This is a genomic window from Amycolatopsis sp. VS8301801F10, assembly GCF_046195355.1.
In the GTDB taxonomy this organism is placed as follows: Bacteria; Actinomycetota; Actinomycetes; order Mycobacteriales; family Pseudonocardiaceae; genus Amycolatopsis.
The window spans coordinates 1,918,559-1,932,726 of the sequence record NZ_CP176065.1; the positions used below are offsets into that span (position 1 = coordinate 1,918,559).

At 70.2% G+C, this 14,168-nt stretch carries 15 protein-coding genes; 9 read left to right on the forward strand and 6 right to left on the reverse strand.

Annotation, left to right across the window (positions count from 1 at the left end):
- Nucleotides 1–175: 175 nt before the first annotated feature.
- Complete coding sequence (locus F9C11_RS09290; RefSeq protein ID WP_409184467.1) at nucleotides 176–2,326, reverse strand: transglycosylase domain-containing protein; 2,151 nt, start codon at nucleotides 2,324–2,326, stop codon at nucleotides 176–178.
- Nucleotides 2,327–2,663: 337 nt separating this feature from the next.
- Here F9C11_RS09290 and F9C11_RS09295 point away from each other — a divergent pair, with 337 nt between their 5' ends.
- Nucleotides 2,664–2,957, forward strand: a complete 294-nt coding sequence (locus F9C11_RS09295; RefSeq protein ID WP_020664154.1) for a WhiB family transcriptional regulator — start codon at nucleotides 2,664–2,666, stop codon at nucleotides 2,955–2,957.
- A gap of 44 nt (nucleotides 2,958–3,001) precedes the next feature.
- On the opposite strand, the gene F9C11_RS09300 is transcribed toward F9C11_RS09295, so the two are convergent.
- Genes F9C11_RS09300 through F9C11_RS09310 form a run of 3 tightly spaced genes read right to left on the reverse strand, consistent with a single transcriptional unit; the run spans nucleotide 3,002 to nucleotide 5,395 of the window.
- A complete protein-coding gene (locus tag F9C11_RS09300) occupies nucleotides 3,002–4,120 on the reverse strand; it encodes an ArsA family ATPase (protein WP_409184468.1) in 1,119 nt (372 codons plus the stop codon).
- Nucleotides 4,120–5,124: an ArsA-related P-loop ATPase gene (locus F9C11_RS09305; RefSeq protein ID WP_409184469.1), complete on the reverse strand. Its 1,005-nt coding sequence runs from the start codon at nucleotides 5,122–5,124 to the stop codon at nucleotides 4,120–4,122. The genes F9C11_RS09300 and F9C11_RS09305 overlap by 1 nt, the downstream gene beginning before the upstream one ends.
- 22 nt (nucleotides 5,125–5,146) lie before the next feature.
- On the reverse strand, nucleotides 5,147–5,395 hold the full coding sequence (locus tag F9C11_RS09310) for a hypothetical protein (RefSeq protein WP_409184470.1): 249 nt from the start codon (nucleotides 5,393–5,395) through the stop codon (nucleotides 5,147–5,149).
- A gap of 189 nt (nucleotides 5,396–5,584) precedes the next feature.
- On the opposite strand from F9C11_RS09310, the gene F9C11_RS09315 reads away from it, so the two are divergent.
- The 7 genes from F9C11_RS09315 to F9C11_RS09345 all read left to right on the forward strand — a co-directional run bounded on the left by F9C11_RS09315 (nucleotide 5,585) and on the right by F9C11_RS09345 (nucleotide 10,045).
- Nucleotides 5,585–5,746, forward strand: a complete 162-nt coding sequence (locus F9C11_RS09315; RefSeq protein WP_020664158.1) for a DUF4177 domain-containing protein — start codon at nucleotides 5,585–5,587, stop codon at nucleotides 5,744–5,746.
- 10 nt (nucleotides 5,747–5,756) lie between these two features.
- A complete protein-coding gene (locus F9C11_RS09320; protein WP_409184471.1) occupies nucleotides 5,757–6,212 on the forward strand; it encodes a RidA family protein in 456 nt (151 codons plus the stop codon).
- The gene (locus tag F9C11_RS09325; RefSeq protein ID WP_409184472.1) at nucleotides 6,212–6,841 is read left to right on the forward strand and encodes a hypothetical protein; all 630 of its coding nucleotides are present in this window, start codon (nucleotides 6,212–6,214) and stop codon (nucleotides 6,839–6,841) included. The genes F9C11_RS09320 and F9C11_RS09325 overlap by 1 nt, the downstream gene beginning before the upstream one ends.
- Before the next feature lie 38 nt (nucleotides 6,842–6,879).
- The gene (locus tag F9C11_RS09330) at nucleotides 6,880–8,064 is read left to right on the forward strand and encodes a hypothetical protein (RefSeq protein ID WP_409184473.1); all 1,185 of its coding nucleotides are present in this window, start codon (nucleotides 6,880–6,882) and stop codon (nucleotides 8,062–8,064) included.
- Between the two features lie 128 nt (nucleotides 8,065–8,192).
- Complete coding sequence (locus F9C11_RS09335) at nucleotides 8,193–9,017, forward strand: NUDIX hydrolase (RefSeq protein ID WP_409184474.1); 825 nt, start codon at nucleotides 8,193–8,195, stop codon at nucleotides 9,015–9,017.
- A complete protein-coding gene (locus F9C11_RS09340; protein WP_409184475.1) occupies nucleotides 9,018–9,794 on the forward strand; it encodes an MBL fold metallo-hydrolase in 777 nt (258 codons plus the stop codon). It begins immediately after the preceding gene.
- Nucleotides 9,791–10,045 carry a glutaredoxin family protein gene (locus F9C11_RS09345; RefSeq protein ID WP_409184476.1) on the forward strand — a complete coding sequence of 85 codons (255 nt, stop codon included), beginning with the start codon at nucleotides 9,791–9,793 and terminating at the stop codon, nucleotides 10,043–10,045. The genes F9C11_RS09340 and F9C11_RS09345 overlap by 4 nt, the downstream gene beginning before the upstream one ends.
- Before the next feature lie 191 nt (nucleotides 10,046–10,236).
- Here F9C11_RS09345 and dnaN read toward each other — a convergent pair whose 3' ends face one another.
- Both dnaN and F9C11_RS09355 read right to left on the reverse strand, forming a co-directional pair.
- Nucleotides 10,237–11,310 carry a DNA polymerase III subunit beta gene (gene dnaN / locus F9C11_RS09350; RefSeq protein WP_409184477.1) on the reverse strand — a complete coding sequence of 358 codons (1,074 nt, stop codon included), beginning with the start codon at nucleotides 11,308–11,310 and terminating at the stop codon, nucleotides 10,237–10,239.
- A gap of 111 nt (nucleotides 11,311–11,421) precedes the next feature.
- The gene (locus F9C11_RS09355; protein ID WP_409184478.1) at nucleotides 11,422–12,678 is read right to left on the reverse strand and encodes an MFS transporter; all 1,257 of its coding nucleotides are present in this window, start codon (nucleotides 12,676–12,678) and stop codon (nucleotides 11,422–11,424) included.
- A gap of 92 nt (nucleotides 12,679–12,770) precedes the next feature.
- Between F9C11_RS09355 and F9C11_RS09360 the strand changes: the two genes are divergently transcribed.
- Nucleotides 12,771–13,928, forward strand: coding sequence for a glycosyltransferase (locus F9C11_RS09360; RefSeq protein ID WP_409184479.1), 1,158 nt, complete (start codon nucleotides 12,771–12,773; stop codon nucleotides 13,926–13,928).
- Nucleotides 13,929–14,168: the final 240 nt, after the last annotated feature.

The following is a 14,168-nucleotide window of genomic DNA, read 5'->3' on the forward strand; positions in this document are numbered from 1 at the left end:
GCGGGATTCTCTAGCTCGCACCGGGCGTCGTTGGATTGGATTGGACCAGTCCGACGGGGATGCGGAGCCTGGCGATGGGATTTCTCTTTGTGCTGGTGGCGCTGAGCGCTCAAAGGGTGACGGGACAAGCGAAACGGGGCGGGAGATCGCGTCTCCCGCCCCGTTTTCACCGGTTTCAGCTCGTGTACGCCGGATCCTCCGGCGGCAGCGGGACGACCGGCTGGCCCTCCATGATGTTCTTCATCGCACCGAACCAGGTCTGGGCGGGTGTCTTGCCGCCGAACATGTTGCCCGTGCCGCACGTCGTCACGTTGCCGACGCCGTTGTAGCAAAGACCGCCGCTGCCGCCCTCCGGACGGAACACCATCGCCGCACCGGCCATCTGCGGTGTGCCTGCGACGAACGTCGCCGAGCCGTTGTTCTGCGTCGTACCCGTCTTGCCGACCAGCGGACGGTTCCAGCCGACCGCTCCGGCCGCGGCGGCGGACGTGCCGCCGGGCTGGTCGTCCTTGCTCATGCCGACCGCCATGGTGTTCGCGAGGCCTTCCGGCACGACCTGTTCGCACGCGGCTTCCTTGATCGGCACCGGTTTGCCGTCGCGGTCGGTCACCGCCGCCAGCGGGGTCGGCGGGCACCATTTGCCGCCGCTCAGGATGGTCGCGGCGACGTTCGCCAGTTCCAGTCCGCTCGTCGGGCTGAAGCCGAGGGTGAACGCACCCGTGCCCGGGTAGTTGCCCTTGGGGCCGTAGGCCTGCGCCTGGGTCTGGTTCTTGTTCGGGTCGGTCGACTTCGGGTCGACCTTTCCGCCACCGGGGTTGCTCGCCATCGTCTCGCGCATGCCCAGCTTCGACGCCATGTCGATGGCCGGCGCGGTGCTGCCGAGCTTGTCCTCCAGCGCCACGAACGCGGTGTTCGGCGAGGTCGCCAGCGCGGTCTGCAGCGTCGAGGACTCGGGATAGTTGTTGCCGGCGTTGCCCACGCAGTACCAGCGAGTGTTCGGCGCGCCGGTCGGCGGGCAGTGCGGCTGGCTGCCGGTGAAGACGTGCGAGACGTAGCTGCTGCCGACCGGGATGTTGCTGTAGATCCCGGCGATGTGCTGGTTCAGCACCGCCGCGGTGGTGAAGATCTTGTAGCTCGACCCCGCGCCGCCGGTGTTGAACACGCCGGACGGGAGTGCGTAGGTCGTTTGCCCTTGGTCGGCGTCGATGCCGTAGTCCCGGTTCGCCGCGAGCGCCACCACTTCGTGCCGGTCCTTGCCCGGCCGGATCAGCGAAAGCGTGTTCGCTACGTTTTTCTGGGTTTTGCTCACCTGGGTTTCGGCCGAGACCTTCGCCTCGTGGTTGGCCTTCTCGTCCAGCGTGGTCTTGATCGTGTAGCCGCCGGTGTACAGCTGGTCCTTCGTCATCCCGGACTTGAGCAGATAGTCCTCGACGTACTGGCAGAAGAAGCCGTTCTCCGGACCCGCGCCGGTGCAGTTCGACGCGGGCTTCTGCGGGGTGTCCGGCACGACGCCGAGCGGTTCGGCCTTGAACTTGTCCGCGTCCGCCTTCGCCAGTTTCTGGTTGCTGACCATCCGGTCGAGCACCAGGTTGCGCCGCTTCGTGGCCTTGTCCGGGTGGTTCCACGGGTCGAGCACGATCGGGTTGTTCACGATGCCGGCGAGCAGCGCCGCCTGCGGCACGGTCAGGTTTTCCGGGGTGGTGTTGAAGTAGGCGTGCGCGGCCGCTCCGACCCCGTAGATCTGCCGGGAGAACTCGACGATGTTGAGGTAGCCGGCGAGGATCTGGTCCTTCGAGAGCTTCGTCTCGAGGTTGATCGCGATCCGGGCTTCCTTGAGCTTGCGCGACAGCGACTGCTCCTGCGCCTTCGCCTGCCCGTTCTTGTCCTTCCGGTAGACCACGTTGATCAGGTAGTTCTTCACGTACTGCTGCGTGATCGTCGAGGCGCCCTGCGTGTCCCCGCCCGCGGTGTTGGAGACGGCGGCGCGCAGCGTCCGGCCCCAGTTCACCCCGTGGTGCTCGTAGAAGGCCTTGTCCTCGGCCGACAGCAGCGCCCACTTCAGCGCCGGGTTGATCTGGTCCGGGCGGACCGGGATCCGGTACTGGTCGTACAGCGTCGCGATCGGCTTGCCGCCGGAGTCGGTGACAGTCGTCACCAGCGGCGGCGGGATGTCGGCGAGGTCGGAAGACGTCTTGTCGACCGTCTCGCTCGCCTGGTTGGACACGACCCCCGCGGCGCCCACCACCGGGAACAGGATCCCGGCGACCAGCACCCCTGCCAGCAGGCACAGGCCGAGGAGCTTGAAAAGACCATCCGTTTTGCGCACGAAAGCCAGGGTACTGAAGGCCCGTGTCGCCTTCGTGACCTCACGCCCGCGCGCCCCGGAAAGCGATCATTAACGGGACCCCGTGACGTGACCTCAGGTAACGGAATGCATGCTAGGTCTCGACGGAGGGAACCGAGGGACCCTACAGTCCGTCAACGTCTCACGTAGATGCCGACAGACGGAGCAGCCCGGGTGGGAGCCTGGCTGGTCCGGACAGCGGCAGCGGCACCGGGGAGGTGCCGTCACCGACGTGCGGCGCAGTGGGAAACGCTCGCGGGGGTGGGAGCGGGAGCTTCGCCTTCGCTGGTGCCATACACCAGATGAGGGAGCTGGGGGTATGCAAACCAATCAGGTTGGCTGGCGAGTCGATGCCTCGTGCCGGGACGCTGATCCCGACGGGTTGTTCGTGCGAGGCGCCGAACAGAACCGGGCGAAAGCCGTGTGCATGGGGTGTCCGGTCCGCACCGAATGCCTCGCCGAGGCACTCGACGGCCGGATCAATTTCGGGGTCTGGGGCGGGATGACGGAACGGGAGCGGCGCGCCCTGCTGCGCCGTCGTCCGGACGTGACCAGCTGGACTGACCTGCTCGAAGCGGCCAAGCGGGACGCGCTGGCCGCCGCGGCGGGCTGAGTCTTCTCGTGAGCGGCGATGCCGGTGAGAACCGGCATCGCCGCTCACGACGTCAGCTTCGCTCCGATGTCGCGCAGGCCTTCGAGGTCGTGCACGTCGCCGGCGAGCGCGGGCACCCGGGTCAGCGGCACTTCCGGATGCGCGCGGGTGAAGCGCGCCAGCAGGCGGTTTTCTCGTTCGGCGAGCGCGACGCGGTCCGCGTGCAGCCGCAGCACGGCCTCGGCGAGCGGTGCGTTCTGTACCGACTCGGCGGCGGTCAGCGCTTCGGTCGCGGACAGCGGTGCGAGCACCGGGTGCGTGCGGTTGGCGACCAAACCGGCCAGCGGCATCGACTCTCCGGCCAGCCGCTCCACGAAGTAGGACGCCTCGCGCAGCGCGTCCGGCTCCGGCGCGGCCACCACCAGGAACGACGTGCCGGACGACCGCAGCAGCTCGGCGGTCTTGCGCGCGCGTTCGCGGAAGCCGCCGAACATGCTGTCGAAGGCCTGCATGAACGCGGACGCGTCGGCGAGCAGCTGGCCGCCGATGATCGTCGAGACGGCCTTCGCGAACATCGAGAACCCGGCGCTGACCACCTTGCGCAGGCCCCAGCCGCCCGCTTTGGCCGGGCCGGTGAGCAGCCGGATCATCCGGCCGTCGAGCGCGGTGGACAGCCGGGTCGGCGCGTCCAGGAAGTCGAGCGCGGACCGGCTCGGCGGCGTGTCGACGATGATCAGGTCCCATTCGTCGGTCGCCGCGAGCTGGCCCAGCTTCTCCATCGCCATGTACTCCTGCGTGCCGGAGAACGACGTGGAAATGGTCTGGTAGAAGGGGTTCTGCAGCAGCTGCTCGGCCCGCTCGGGGCCGGCGTGCACGCGCACCATGTCGTCGAACGTGCGGCGCATGTCGAGCATCATCGCCCAGAGTTCGCCCTTGGGCTCGAAGCCCTCGACCCGCACCTGCTTCGGGTGGTTGCCCAGTTCGCGCAGCCCGAGCGCCTGCGCGAGCCGGCGCGCCGGGTCGATCGTGAGCACCACGGTCTGCCTGCCGCGTTCGGCGGCGCGCAGCGCGAGCGCCGCGGCGGTGGTGGTCTTGCCGACGCCGCCGGAACCGCAGCACACAATCACGCGGCTGGCCGGGTCGTCGAGGAGGGCGTCCACGTCGAGCTTCGAGTCGGCGGGCATCAGCGCACCCCCTGTTCCTGCAGCGTTTCGGCGAGTTCGTAGAGCGCGGCGACGTCGACGCCATCGGTGAGGTCCGGCAGCTCCAGCGTCGGCAGATCGGCCTCGGCGAGCTGTTCGCGGGCCCGCTGTTCGGCGGCGACGCGGACGGCGTGCTCCACGGTTTCCTCCACCAGCGCGTCCAGCGTCGCCTCCGGCAGGTTCAGCCCGGCCGAAGCGAGACCGGAGCGCACCCGGTCGGCGTCCACCCGGCCGTCGGCGGCCGCGGTCACCGAACGCGCGGGCAGCCGCGGCGGGCGGACCCGGTTCACCAGCACCGCGCCCGGACGCAGATCGGCTCCGTCCAGCTCGGCGACCGCCTCGACCGTCTCGCGCACCGGCATCTCCTCCAGCAGCGTGGTGAGGTGCACGGCGGTCTCGCCGGAATGCAGCAGCCGGACGACGCCGTCGGCCTGGCCGCGGATCGGGCCGGTCTTGGCGAGGTCGGTGAGGGCCTTGGTGACGTCGAGGAACTTCACCACGCGCCCGGTCGGCGGAGCGTCGACCACGACCGCGTCGTAGGTGTGCCGGCCGTCGGATTCCGTGCGCCCGACGCATTCCTTGATCTTCCCGGTGAGCAGGACGTCGCGAAGGCCCGGCGCGAGCGTGGTGGCGAACTCGATCGCCCCCATCCGGCGCAGCGTCCGCCCGGCGAACCCGAGGTTGTAGAACATCTCGAAGTATTCGAGCAGCGCCGCTTCGACGTCGATGTGCAGCGCGCGCAGTTCGCCGCCGCCGGGGACCGACGCGATCCGCTGTTCCGCGTACGGCAGCGGTTCGGTGTCGAAGAGCTGTGCGATGCCCTGGCGGCCCTCGACCTCGATCAAGAGCACCCGGCGGCCGCCCGCGGCGAGCGCGAGACCCAGCGCCGCGGCGAGCGTGGTCTTGCCGGTTCCGCCCTTGCCGGTGACGAAATGCAGCCGGGCCCTGGCGAGCTCGTCGGTCCAGCCGGCGGAGGGTGTGGTCACGTCATCCACACTAAACCGGTGCTCAGCTGGCCAGCATCATGACGCTGACCGCAGCGGCGACCGCCGCGACGACGATCCAGGTCACCAGGGGCGGCAGCACGGTCAGCGTGAGCACTGCCACCACGATCAGCGCGGTGAGGGTGACCGCACCGGAGATCGCCACCTGGCCCGAATCGTTCACCCGGTCCCGCGTCTTGGCCATCACGGCCAGCACGAGCGGCACCCCGGCCACGGCGAGCAGCACGGTCGCGACGATCCGCCAGGTCTCCACGTGCCCACGCTAGCGATCTCGTGAGTGGCGAACGCGGTTCTTACCGTGATCGCCGCGCACGAGACCTACGATCGGATGTGACCTGACCCACACTCACCCGGCTCAGCGAGCCTGTCCCCTGGACGGGTGACGGGCTTTCGGCGGCGGCGGTCCGGAGGGGCCTTGCCCGCTTGGTTACGCTCCCGAGTCATGAGTGCGACCAAATGGGAGTACGCCACCGTCCCGCTGCTGATCCACGCGACGAAGCAGATTCTCGACCAGTGGGGCGAGGACGGCTGGGAACTGGTGACCGTGCTGCCCAACCCGAGCGGCGAACAGCACGTCGCGTACCTGAAGCGGCCGAAGAGCTGAGGGGGCGGCGTTGACCTGGAGCGACCGGCTCGCCGAGCTCGGCATCGAACTGCCCGGAGTCGCCGCACCGCTGGCCGCGTACGTGCCGGCCGTGCGCACCGGCTCGCACGTCTACACCTCCGGCCAGCTGCCCTTCGTCGACGGCACGCTCGCCGCGACCGGCAAGGTCGGCGGCGAGGTCAGCCCGGAGGAAGCCAAGGGCCACGCCCGCACCGCGACGCTGAACGCGCTGGCCGCGGTGCACGCCCTCGTCGGTATCGACTCTGTTGTCCGGATTGTCAAGGTGGTCGGTTTCGTCGCCTCCGCGGAGGGCTTCACCGGCCAGCCCGCGGTCGTGAACGGGGCCTCCGAGCTGCTCGGCGAGATCTTCGGCGACGCCGGGGTGCACGCCAGGTCGGCCGTCGGCGTCGCGGAGCTGCCGATCGCGTCGCCGGTGGAGGTCGAACTGATCGTGGAGGTGAAGTGATGGACCCCGACATCGAGCAATCCCTGCACGAACTGCTGCTGCGGCTCGCCGGCCGCCTGCCCGACCAGCTGCTGTGGCGGTTCCGCGACTGGCTCGGCGAGGGCGCGATGGGGACGCTCGCGCGGACGCTGCCGAGGTCTTTGCTCAAGCACAGGATCGATTTGGACCAGGCGGAGTACCGCCTGCTCGTGGCCGGTCTGATCCCGCACGGCGCCGACTGGCACCAGGTGAGTTCCACCCTGGGGGTAGACGACGTCACCGAGACCCGGTACACATTCACGCAGAGTGCGCCCGAATGGGTGAACTCCGTCGACTCTGTGTCCGTCTTGCTCCACGCGACGTTGCGTGGACGCGCGGATGTGGGGGAAGTACGGCAGAGCTGGCGGCGCCTCGGTGCGGCCAGTGAGAGCGGGGCGAAGCGAGTCCTGCTGGTGACGGCGACCGCGGGACAGCCCCGGCTCACCGGTGAACTGCAGCGGGTGCTGCGGGTCATGGGGGACGAGGAACCCAGCGTCGAGGTCATCCCGCCGCGCTTCGACCTTCCCGGGTACCACCGGGCCGCGCTCGCCGAGTCCGAGCTGGTCTGCGTAGGCGCCGCGGGCGCCGGTCATCGACTTGTCGCCGCTTAACGCTCGTTGCCGCCAGGCGAGCTGGGAGGAGCAGAGCCATGGTGGAGGTTCACGACGGCCCGATGGACGGGTTCTCGGTGCCCCTGCGCCTGCATAACTTGTTGCTGGCCCTGGCGGGCCGCATCGACGACAGCGCGCTCACCGAAGCGCGGGAGCTGATCGCCCGGGCCCACATCGACGAGGCGGTGGAACTCACCACCGGCACGTTGATCGCGGGCCGGATCCCGGTGAGCGAGGCCGAACAGCGCGAACTGGCGCTGGTGCTCGAGATGAGCCGCTCGGACGCGACGCTCGCCAACGACCTGCTGGTCACCGACCACGAGCCGATGCACACGCACCGGTTCACCGGCGACAACCAGCCCGAGTTCGGCCTCGCCGAGGCGCTCGACCGCACCCTGCAGGTGCTGCCCGACGTGCGTTCGGTGCACGCGGTGTGGCGCAACACCCCGGCGGGCAGCGTGCCGGGCGCGCTGCCGCAGCGGGTCGTGCTGGTCGAGCTGGGTCCGGAGGGCAATCCGCCCGCGGTCGCGTTCCGCGTCGACACCGCGCTGCGCCGGGCGGGCATCCGCTCGGTCGTCGAGGTGAGCGGCCCGGGAATCCCGCAGTCGGATTACCACCAGGCCGCGGGTGCCGTCGCCAGCCCGGTGTGGGTCACCGGCAGCACGCATTCGGCCCCGGACTACCGGCCGGAACCGACCCCGCAGCGCAGCGCTCCGGCGCCCGCTTCGGCCCCGGTTCCGGAACCGGTCTCGGAAGCGCCGAGCCGGCACGGGCACCGGCAGCCCGAACCGGAAGCGGCCGCCGCGCCCGAACCGGTCGTGCCGGTCGCGCCCGTGGTGCCGATCGTGCAGGCCGTGCCCGCACAGCCGGTCTCGATGCCGGAGCCGGCGGCCGAGCCCGCCGCCGCGGAACGGCCGCGAACAGCTGGGTCGGAGACGCGTGCCGAGCGCACGTCGGACCTGACGCCGTCCGAGGTGGCGCAGCTGCGGCGCGCGCTGGCCGAGGACCCGGAGAAGGGCCGCGAGATCGCCGCGGGCAAACCGAGCATGCACGAGGTGGTCGAGCTGCCCGCGCTGGATCTGGACGATCCGAGCCTGTCCGAACGCGACCGTGCCCTGCTGCGCGAGCTGCACGAGGAACTGGCCGAGCGCGAGCGTGCCGAGGCCGCCCGGTTGCGGCTCAACGGCGCGTCCCGTTCCGGCGGGGACCAGCACTGGTCCTGAGGTCTTTCGGGGTTGCTGAGAAGGGTCCTTCGCGCTTCGTCGCGAGGGGCCCTTTTCGCGCTTCGGGCCTGCCGCGAGGTGACACAAGTAATCCGCGACGCGTACGGATTGCGAGGTATGTTGCCCGGGTGGAACGGCCGCGTGAATTCGTTTTCGACATCCCCGCCCGTCCCGGCATCGCGATCCGGGACAACGCGGATGGCCCGCCGGCGACCCCGAAGGACGCCGCCACGGTGATCCTGCTGCGGGACACCTCCGACGGCGTGGAGGTCTTCCTCCAGCACCGGGTCATGGGCATGGCGTTCGCCGGCGGGATGACTGTGTTTCCTGGCGGCGGCGTGGATCCGCGCGACGCCGATGCTTCGGTGGCGTGGGCCGGGCCGCCGCCGTCGTGGTGGGCCGAGCAGTTCGCCTGCGACGAAAGCCTCGCCCGCGCGCTCGTGTGCGCGGCGGTGCGGGAGACGTTCGAGGAGTCCGGCGTGCTGCTGGCCGGGACCGAGGACACGGTGGTCGCCGACGTCGCGCCGTACCACGAAGCGCGGAAAGCCTTGGAATCCCGGGAAATCTCGCTCGCCGGCTTCCTCGCCGACGCCGGGCTCACCTTGCGCGCGGACCTGCTGCACCCGTACGCGCACTGGGTCACGCCGCCGCAGGAACAGCGTCGGTACGACACCCGTTTCTTCGTCGCGAAACTGCCGGAAGGCCAGCGCGCGGACGGCGCGACCTCCGAAGCGGCCGCCGCCGGGTGGCAGCGGCCCGCCGAGGCGGTCGCGGACGCCCGCGAAGGCCGTCGCACGCTGATGCCGCCGACCTGGCTGACCCTCGTCGAACTCGCCGAGTTTTCCAGGGCCGACGCGGTGCTCGCCGAGCCGCGCGAGATCGTGAAGACTGTGCCGACCCTGGTCCGCGACGGCGAGACCATCCGCGTCGTCCTCGATACTTCGGAGTCCTGAGTGACCGCTCCCGCTTATGGCGTGCTGCGCCGTGTTTCCGAGACCGCGTCGGTGCTGTTGGAGAACAACCCGTCGACCATGACGTTGGAGGGCACCAACACCTGGGTGCTGCGCGGTAAGGACGCCGCTGCAACCGTGGTCGTCGACCCCGGGTACCACGACCTGGAACATCTGGAAAAACTCGCCGAGACCGGTCCGGTCGAGCTGATCCTGCTGACGCACCACCATCCGGACCACGCCGAGGGCGCGCCCTGGCTCGCCTCGAAAACGGGTGCTCCGGTACGGGCCTTCGACGCCTCCCTCTGCATCGACGCCCCACCTTTCGCCGACGGCGACTCCTTCACCGCGGGCGGCCTGGACTTCCGCGTCCTGCACACCCCCGGCCACACCGACGATTCGGTCTCGCTCCTGGTCGGCGGCCAGATCCTGACCGGAGACACGATCCTCGGCCGAGGCACGACTGTCCTGCACGACCTGGGCGATTACCTGCGCTCGCTGCGCAAGCTGATCGCGCTTCCGGAAGGAACTCCCGGCCTCCCCGGCCACGGCCCGGAACTGCCGGACCTGCCCGCGACCGCACGGGAGTATCTGGCCCACCGGGAACAGCGCCTGGATCAGGTGCGTTCCGCCTTGCGAACGCTCGGCGAAGACGCGACGCCGCGGCAAGTGGTCGAGGTCGTCTACGCGGACGTCGACCGCGCGCTGTGGGCACCGGCCGAGGCGAGCGTGCGCGCACAACTGGACTACCTACGGGCTTCATCGGAGGACGGACAATGAGCGACGTCGAGGTCGAGTTCTACTGGCGCCCCGGCTGCGGTTTCTGCTCGGCCCTGCGCCGGCCGCTGCTGGAAAGCGGCCTGCCGGTCCGGGAAATCAACATCTGGGAGGAACCGGGCGCGGCCGAACGAGTCCGCGAGGTAGCGAACGGCAACGAGACGGTGCCGACGGTGATCATCGGGTCGACCGCGCTGGTGAACCCGACGTTCGACGAGGTCAAAGCCGCGGTGGCCGCGGAGACGGCTGCCTGAGGGCGGTTCCCGGACGTTCCTCCGGGGCTCGTTTCTGCGGGCTTGGCCGTCTGGGCTTGGTCGTCCGGGCCTTGCTGCGGGCGCACCGCACCGGCTCCCGGTGAACCCGCTGGCGCGAGGTCGGCGGGTAGCTCGCCGCCGTTTGCAGCCGTCCCGGCCGCAGCCCGAACCGTCGCGACCCGAGAACGCGGTTACCGAGGCAGCATCGGCATCAAGTAGTACTTCAAGCCCACCTCCCGTCCCTCCGCGTCCGCCGGAGTCAGGACGCACGCTCGCAGTCCGGGCTGGATTGCCAGGCGTATTCGTTCTCCGGAGAACGGGGCGAGTGCGTCCAGGAGGTACCGGGCCTGGAAGGACGGCGACGTCCGGCCTCCGCAAACGTTTGCCTTCAGGAGTTCCTCTGCCTCGCCGGTGTCTTGCCGCGCGCTGGCCAGGCGGAGGTGGGCGTCGCCGACTTCCAGGGTCAGGATCCGGCGGTCCTCGGAATAGACGCCGACTCGGCGGATGGCTGCGGCCAACTCGTCGGCGCCTACCTCGACTTCCGTGTCGATCGCGTCGGACGGGATCGAGTCCGCGGACAGGAAACCCGCGTCAAGCACCGCCGTCGTGACGGTGCCGCCGGGCCAGCTCAACGCGAAGTGACCGTGGTCGGTGTGGAGTCCCATCAGACCGGTGCCGTGGCGGGCGGCTTCGGTCAGCAAAGCGGCTGGGACTAGGACGTCGATGGGCTCGCGAACCTCTCGCAGCGGCAAGCGGGCCACGGCCATTCGGTAGCGGTCGGATGCCGTCAGGCATAGTTCGTCGCCCATCGACTGCACGCGCACTCCGGTGAATACCGGGAGCGGATCGTCCTTCGCGGCGGTGCCGGCGACGGTGCGCAGGGCCTCGCCGAGTGCTGTTCCGTCCACTTTGGACCGCAGCGGTGGCGGTGCTGGCTCGGGGAGCAGATCCCGGTCCAACAGGGGCAGGGCGAAGCGGGCATGGTCCGTGCGGATCGCGAGCCGGGTTCCTTCGACGGCCAGCCGGACCTGGTCGACGTCCAGCATCCGGACCGTTTCGGCGAACGGCGCGGCTGGCACTACGACTTCGCCGTCCACATGTGTGGTCGCCGGGCAGGACAGCTGGACGGCCAGGTCGCGGTCGTTGCCGGACACGACTAATCCGGTTGCGCTCGCTCGCAAGCGCAAGCGGGCTTGCCTCGACAGGAGCCGGGCGGCGGCGGTGACGGCCGCTGCCAGCGGCCGCACGAAGGAGGTGAGATCCATGCCACGCAAAGTAGCGGCGACCACCGACAAAAACCGCGACCAAGACCGTTGAGCTGCGAAAACGCCTCACCGCGGGAGCACGGACAGTGCTGACCGCGAGCGAAGAGACGGCTAGTTCGCCGCCCCGACCAATTCGCCATCCACCGAAGGCGAAGCCGCCCGCACAGTCCCCCGCAGCAGCCACACCACCACGGCCAGCGCGACCCCGGCCACCCCGGCGGCCAGGAACGCCGCAGCGGTCCCAGAGTGTTCGACCAGGTAGCCGCTCACCGACTGGCCGGCCGCCAGCCCCAGCGTCACCGCCGTGAGGACCCAGCCGAACGCCTCGGCCGCGGTGCCGCGCGGGGCGACGACCTCGATGGCTGCCGAATGGGTGGTCGACTGCGGGGTGATCATCGCTCCGGCCAGCAGCATCAGCAGCGCCAGCGCCCACAGGCTCGACGGAAGCGCAAGCAGGGCGACAAGAGCACCGAAACCGCCCAGCAGGACCGGCAGGCGCAGGCCCAGCCGGCGCGGCCACGGGTGCAGGCTGTAGGCCACTCCGAACGCCACCGAACTCAGCGACCACGCGGACAGCAGCAAACCGCTGAGCGAAGGGTGGCCGGATTCGGTCGCGGCGGCGGGCACGGCGACCTCCACGAAGCCGATCACCACGCCGAAACCGAGCGCGGCCACCGCGAGCGTCCGCATTCCGGGGCTGGCCAGCGCGCCGAGCAGCGGCGTCTTGGCCTTCGGGGCCGGACCCCACGCGCGCACGGTCGGGTTCAGCGCGAACAGCACCGCACCGGTGACCATGGTGATCGAGCCGGCGACCATGCCGGTGCCCGCCCACGGCGCGGTGATCAGCAGGCCCGCGATGCCGGGGCCGAGGATGAAGAAGACCTCCATGCTGATCGCCTCGTACGACAGCGCGGCGTTGCGCGCCGGTCCTTCCGGCAGGATTTTCGTCCACAGCGCCCGCGACGCGGAGCCCACCATCGGCTCCGCGAGCCCGGTCGCGGCGGCCAGCGGGATCAGCACGAACGTCGGCAGATGCGCCTCGATCGCGATCGCGAGCGACGCCATCGACAGCGCGAACACCGCGGCGACGACCAGCAGCGGACGGCTCGGCCCGAACCGGTCGATCAGCCTGCCCTGCACGACCGCGCCCACCGAGACCCCGGCGAGCGAACTCGCCGAGACCAGCCCGGCCGCGGCGAACGAGCCGGTTTCGCGCTGCACGTACAGCAGCGCGGAAATGCCGATCATCGCGATCGGGAGCCGGGCGAGGATCGACGCGATCACCGGGCCGCGAGAGCCAGGGGCGGTCAGCGCGGCACGGTAGTCGGCGAGCGTGGTGCGGCCTTCGGAGTGGGCAGACTGGGACACGCGTACTAGTATGTCGAAATTGGTACGGAGGTACCAGTAATTTTCCGGTCATCTTGGTCACGCCCGATCGGGTCAGCCAGTACGCTCGCGCGATGCGGCTGATGTTCTCCTCCGGAGCCGGATACAGCCATCTCGCGCCGATGCTTCCGCTCGCACGGGCAGCACGCGAAGCCGGGGACGAAGTCGCGTTCGTGACCGGCCCGGAAGCCATGCGGTATCTGGAAAACACCGGCCTGCGCGCGGTGCCGGTCGGGCAGCCGAGCGATCCGGCCGCCGCGGCTTCGACGTGGCAGCGGGCTCGCGAAGAAATGGCCGGGATGACCGCGGACGAGCGGCTCTCCCACCTGGTCGCGGAGTATCTGGTCGGCCTCGGCGCGGCCGGACGGCTCGACGGCATGGTCGAGTTCGTCCGCGACTGGCGGCCGGACCTCGTCATCGCCAACCTCGCCGAACGCGCCGCCGTGATGGCCGCGGGCCTGGCCGGCGTGCCGTACGCGATGCACGCGATCGGTCCGCCGAAGGCCGCCGCGACCATGGAACGGGCCTGGGAAGTCGCGAACGGCCTGGTCCGCGAGCGTGGCCTCGACGAGTTGCCGCCCCGCGACGCAGTGCCCTACCTGGACTTCTGGCCGGAGGAATTGCGCCCGGCTGACGTCGCCTGGGAGTACCCGACGCGCTGGCCGCTCCAGCCCGCTGGCGTGATGCCGACGCCCGGCCCGCGTCCGGCGGTGCTTGACGGGCTGCCGTATGACCGGACCGTCTACGTCACCCTCGGCACCACCCACAACGCGCGGCCCGGAGTGCTGGAAAGCATGGTCGCCGCGCTGCGCGACGAGCCGGTGAACGTGGTGGCGACGATCGGCCGGGACGGCGACCTCAGCCGGTTCGGCGAGCAACCCGGCCACGTGCGGATCGAGCAGTTCGTGCCGCAGACACAGCTGCTGCCCGCGGTCGACGCGGTGGTCTGTCACGGCGGTTCGGCAACCGTTCTCGGCGCGCTCGCGCACGGGGTGCCGCTCGTGGTTTTGCCGTTGGCGACTGATCATTTCGAAGTCGCCGCGCAGATTCAGGCCGCGGAAGCCGGAATCGCGGTCGAGTCGGCCGACGGAATTCTCGACGCGGTCCAGACGGTGCTCACCGACCGGACCTACCGGGCGTCCGCGGAGTCCCTCGCCGCCGGGATCGCCGAGCAGCCCGGCCCGGCGGCGGTGGCGGCGCGGTTGCGTGACTTAGAGGTCTCGATCCGATAACACCAGCTGGATTCTTCGTGAACTCGTGCAACGAAGACGCGGTCTTGGCGTCCTTGAGGGTGAAAGGCCTTGAATTCGTGAGTTTTGGCCGTGATGGTTGAACGACAGCCCGCTTGCGGGCTGGACAGCACTGCAGCACCCAGCTCCCTCCGGCATATGGGTCGGGGCCTGGTCCGGAGGGCGGGGAGCGCGGGTCGTCGGGGGATGATCCGTGCGCAGGCGAGGAGCCGGTGCGCCACG

What these genes read in the sequence shown, in the direction of transcription:
- F9C11_RS09295 (WP_020664154.1), top strand. Translation starts at nt 2,664, where the DNA reads ATGCAAACCAATCAGGTTGGCTGGCGAGTCGATGCCTCGTGCCGGGAC.
- F9C11_RS09300 (WP_409184468.1), bottom strand. Translation starts at nt 4,120, where the DNA reads ATGCCCGCCGACTCGAAGCTCGACGTGGACGCCCTCCTCGACGACCCG.
- F9C11_RS09315 (WP_020664158.1), top strand. Translation starts at nt 5,585, where the DNA reads ATGAGTGCGACCAAATGGGAGTACGCCACCGTCCCGCTGCTGATCCAC.
- F9C11_RS09325 (WP_409184472.1), top strand. Translation starts at nt 6,212, where the DNA reads ATGGACCCCGACATCGAGCAATCCCTGCACGAACTGCTGCTGCGGCTC.
- F9C11_RS09330 (WP_409184473.1), top strand. Translation starts at nt 6,880, where the DNA reads ATGGTGGAGGTTCACGACGGCCCGATGGACGGGTTCTCGGTGCCCCTG.
- F9C11_RS09345 (WP_409184476.1), top strand. Translation starts at nt 9,791, where the DNA reads ATGAGCGACGTCGAGGTCGAGTTCTACTGGCGCCCCGGCTGCGGTTTC.
- dnaN (WP_409184477.1), bottom strand. Translation starts at nt 11,310, where the DNA reads ATGGATCTCACCTCCTTCGTGCGGCCGCTGGCAGCGGCCGTCACCGCC.
- F9C11_RS09360 (WP_409184479.1), top strand. Translation starts at nt 12,771, where the DNA reads ATGCGGCTGATGTTCTCCTCCGGAGCCGGATACAGCCATCTCGCGCCG.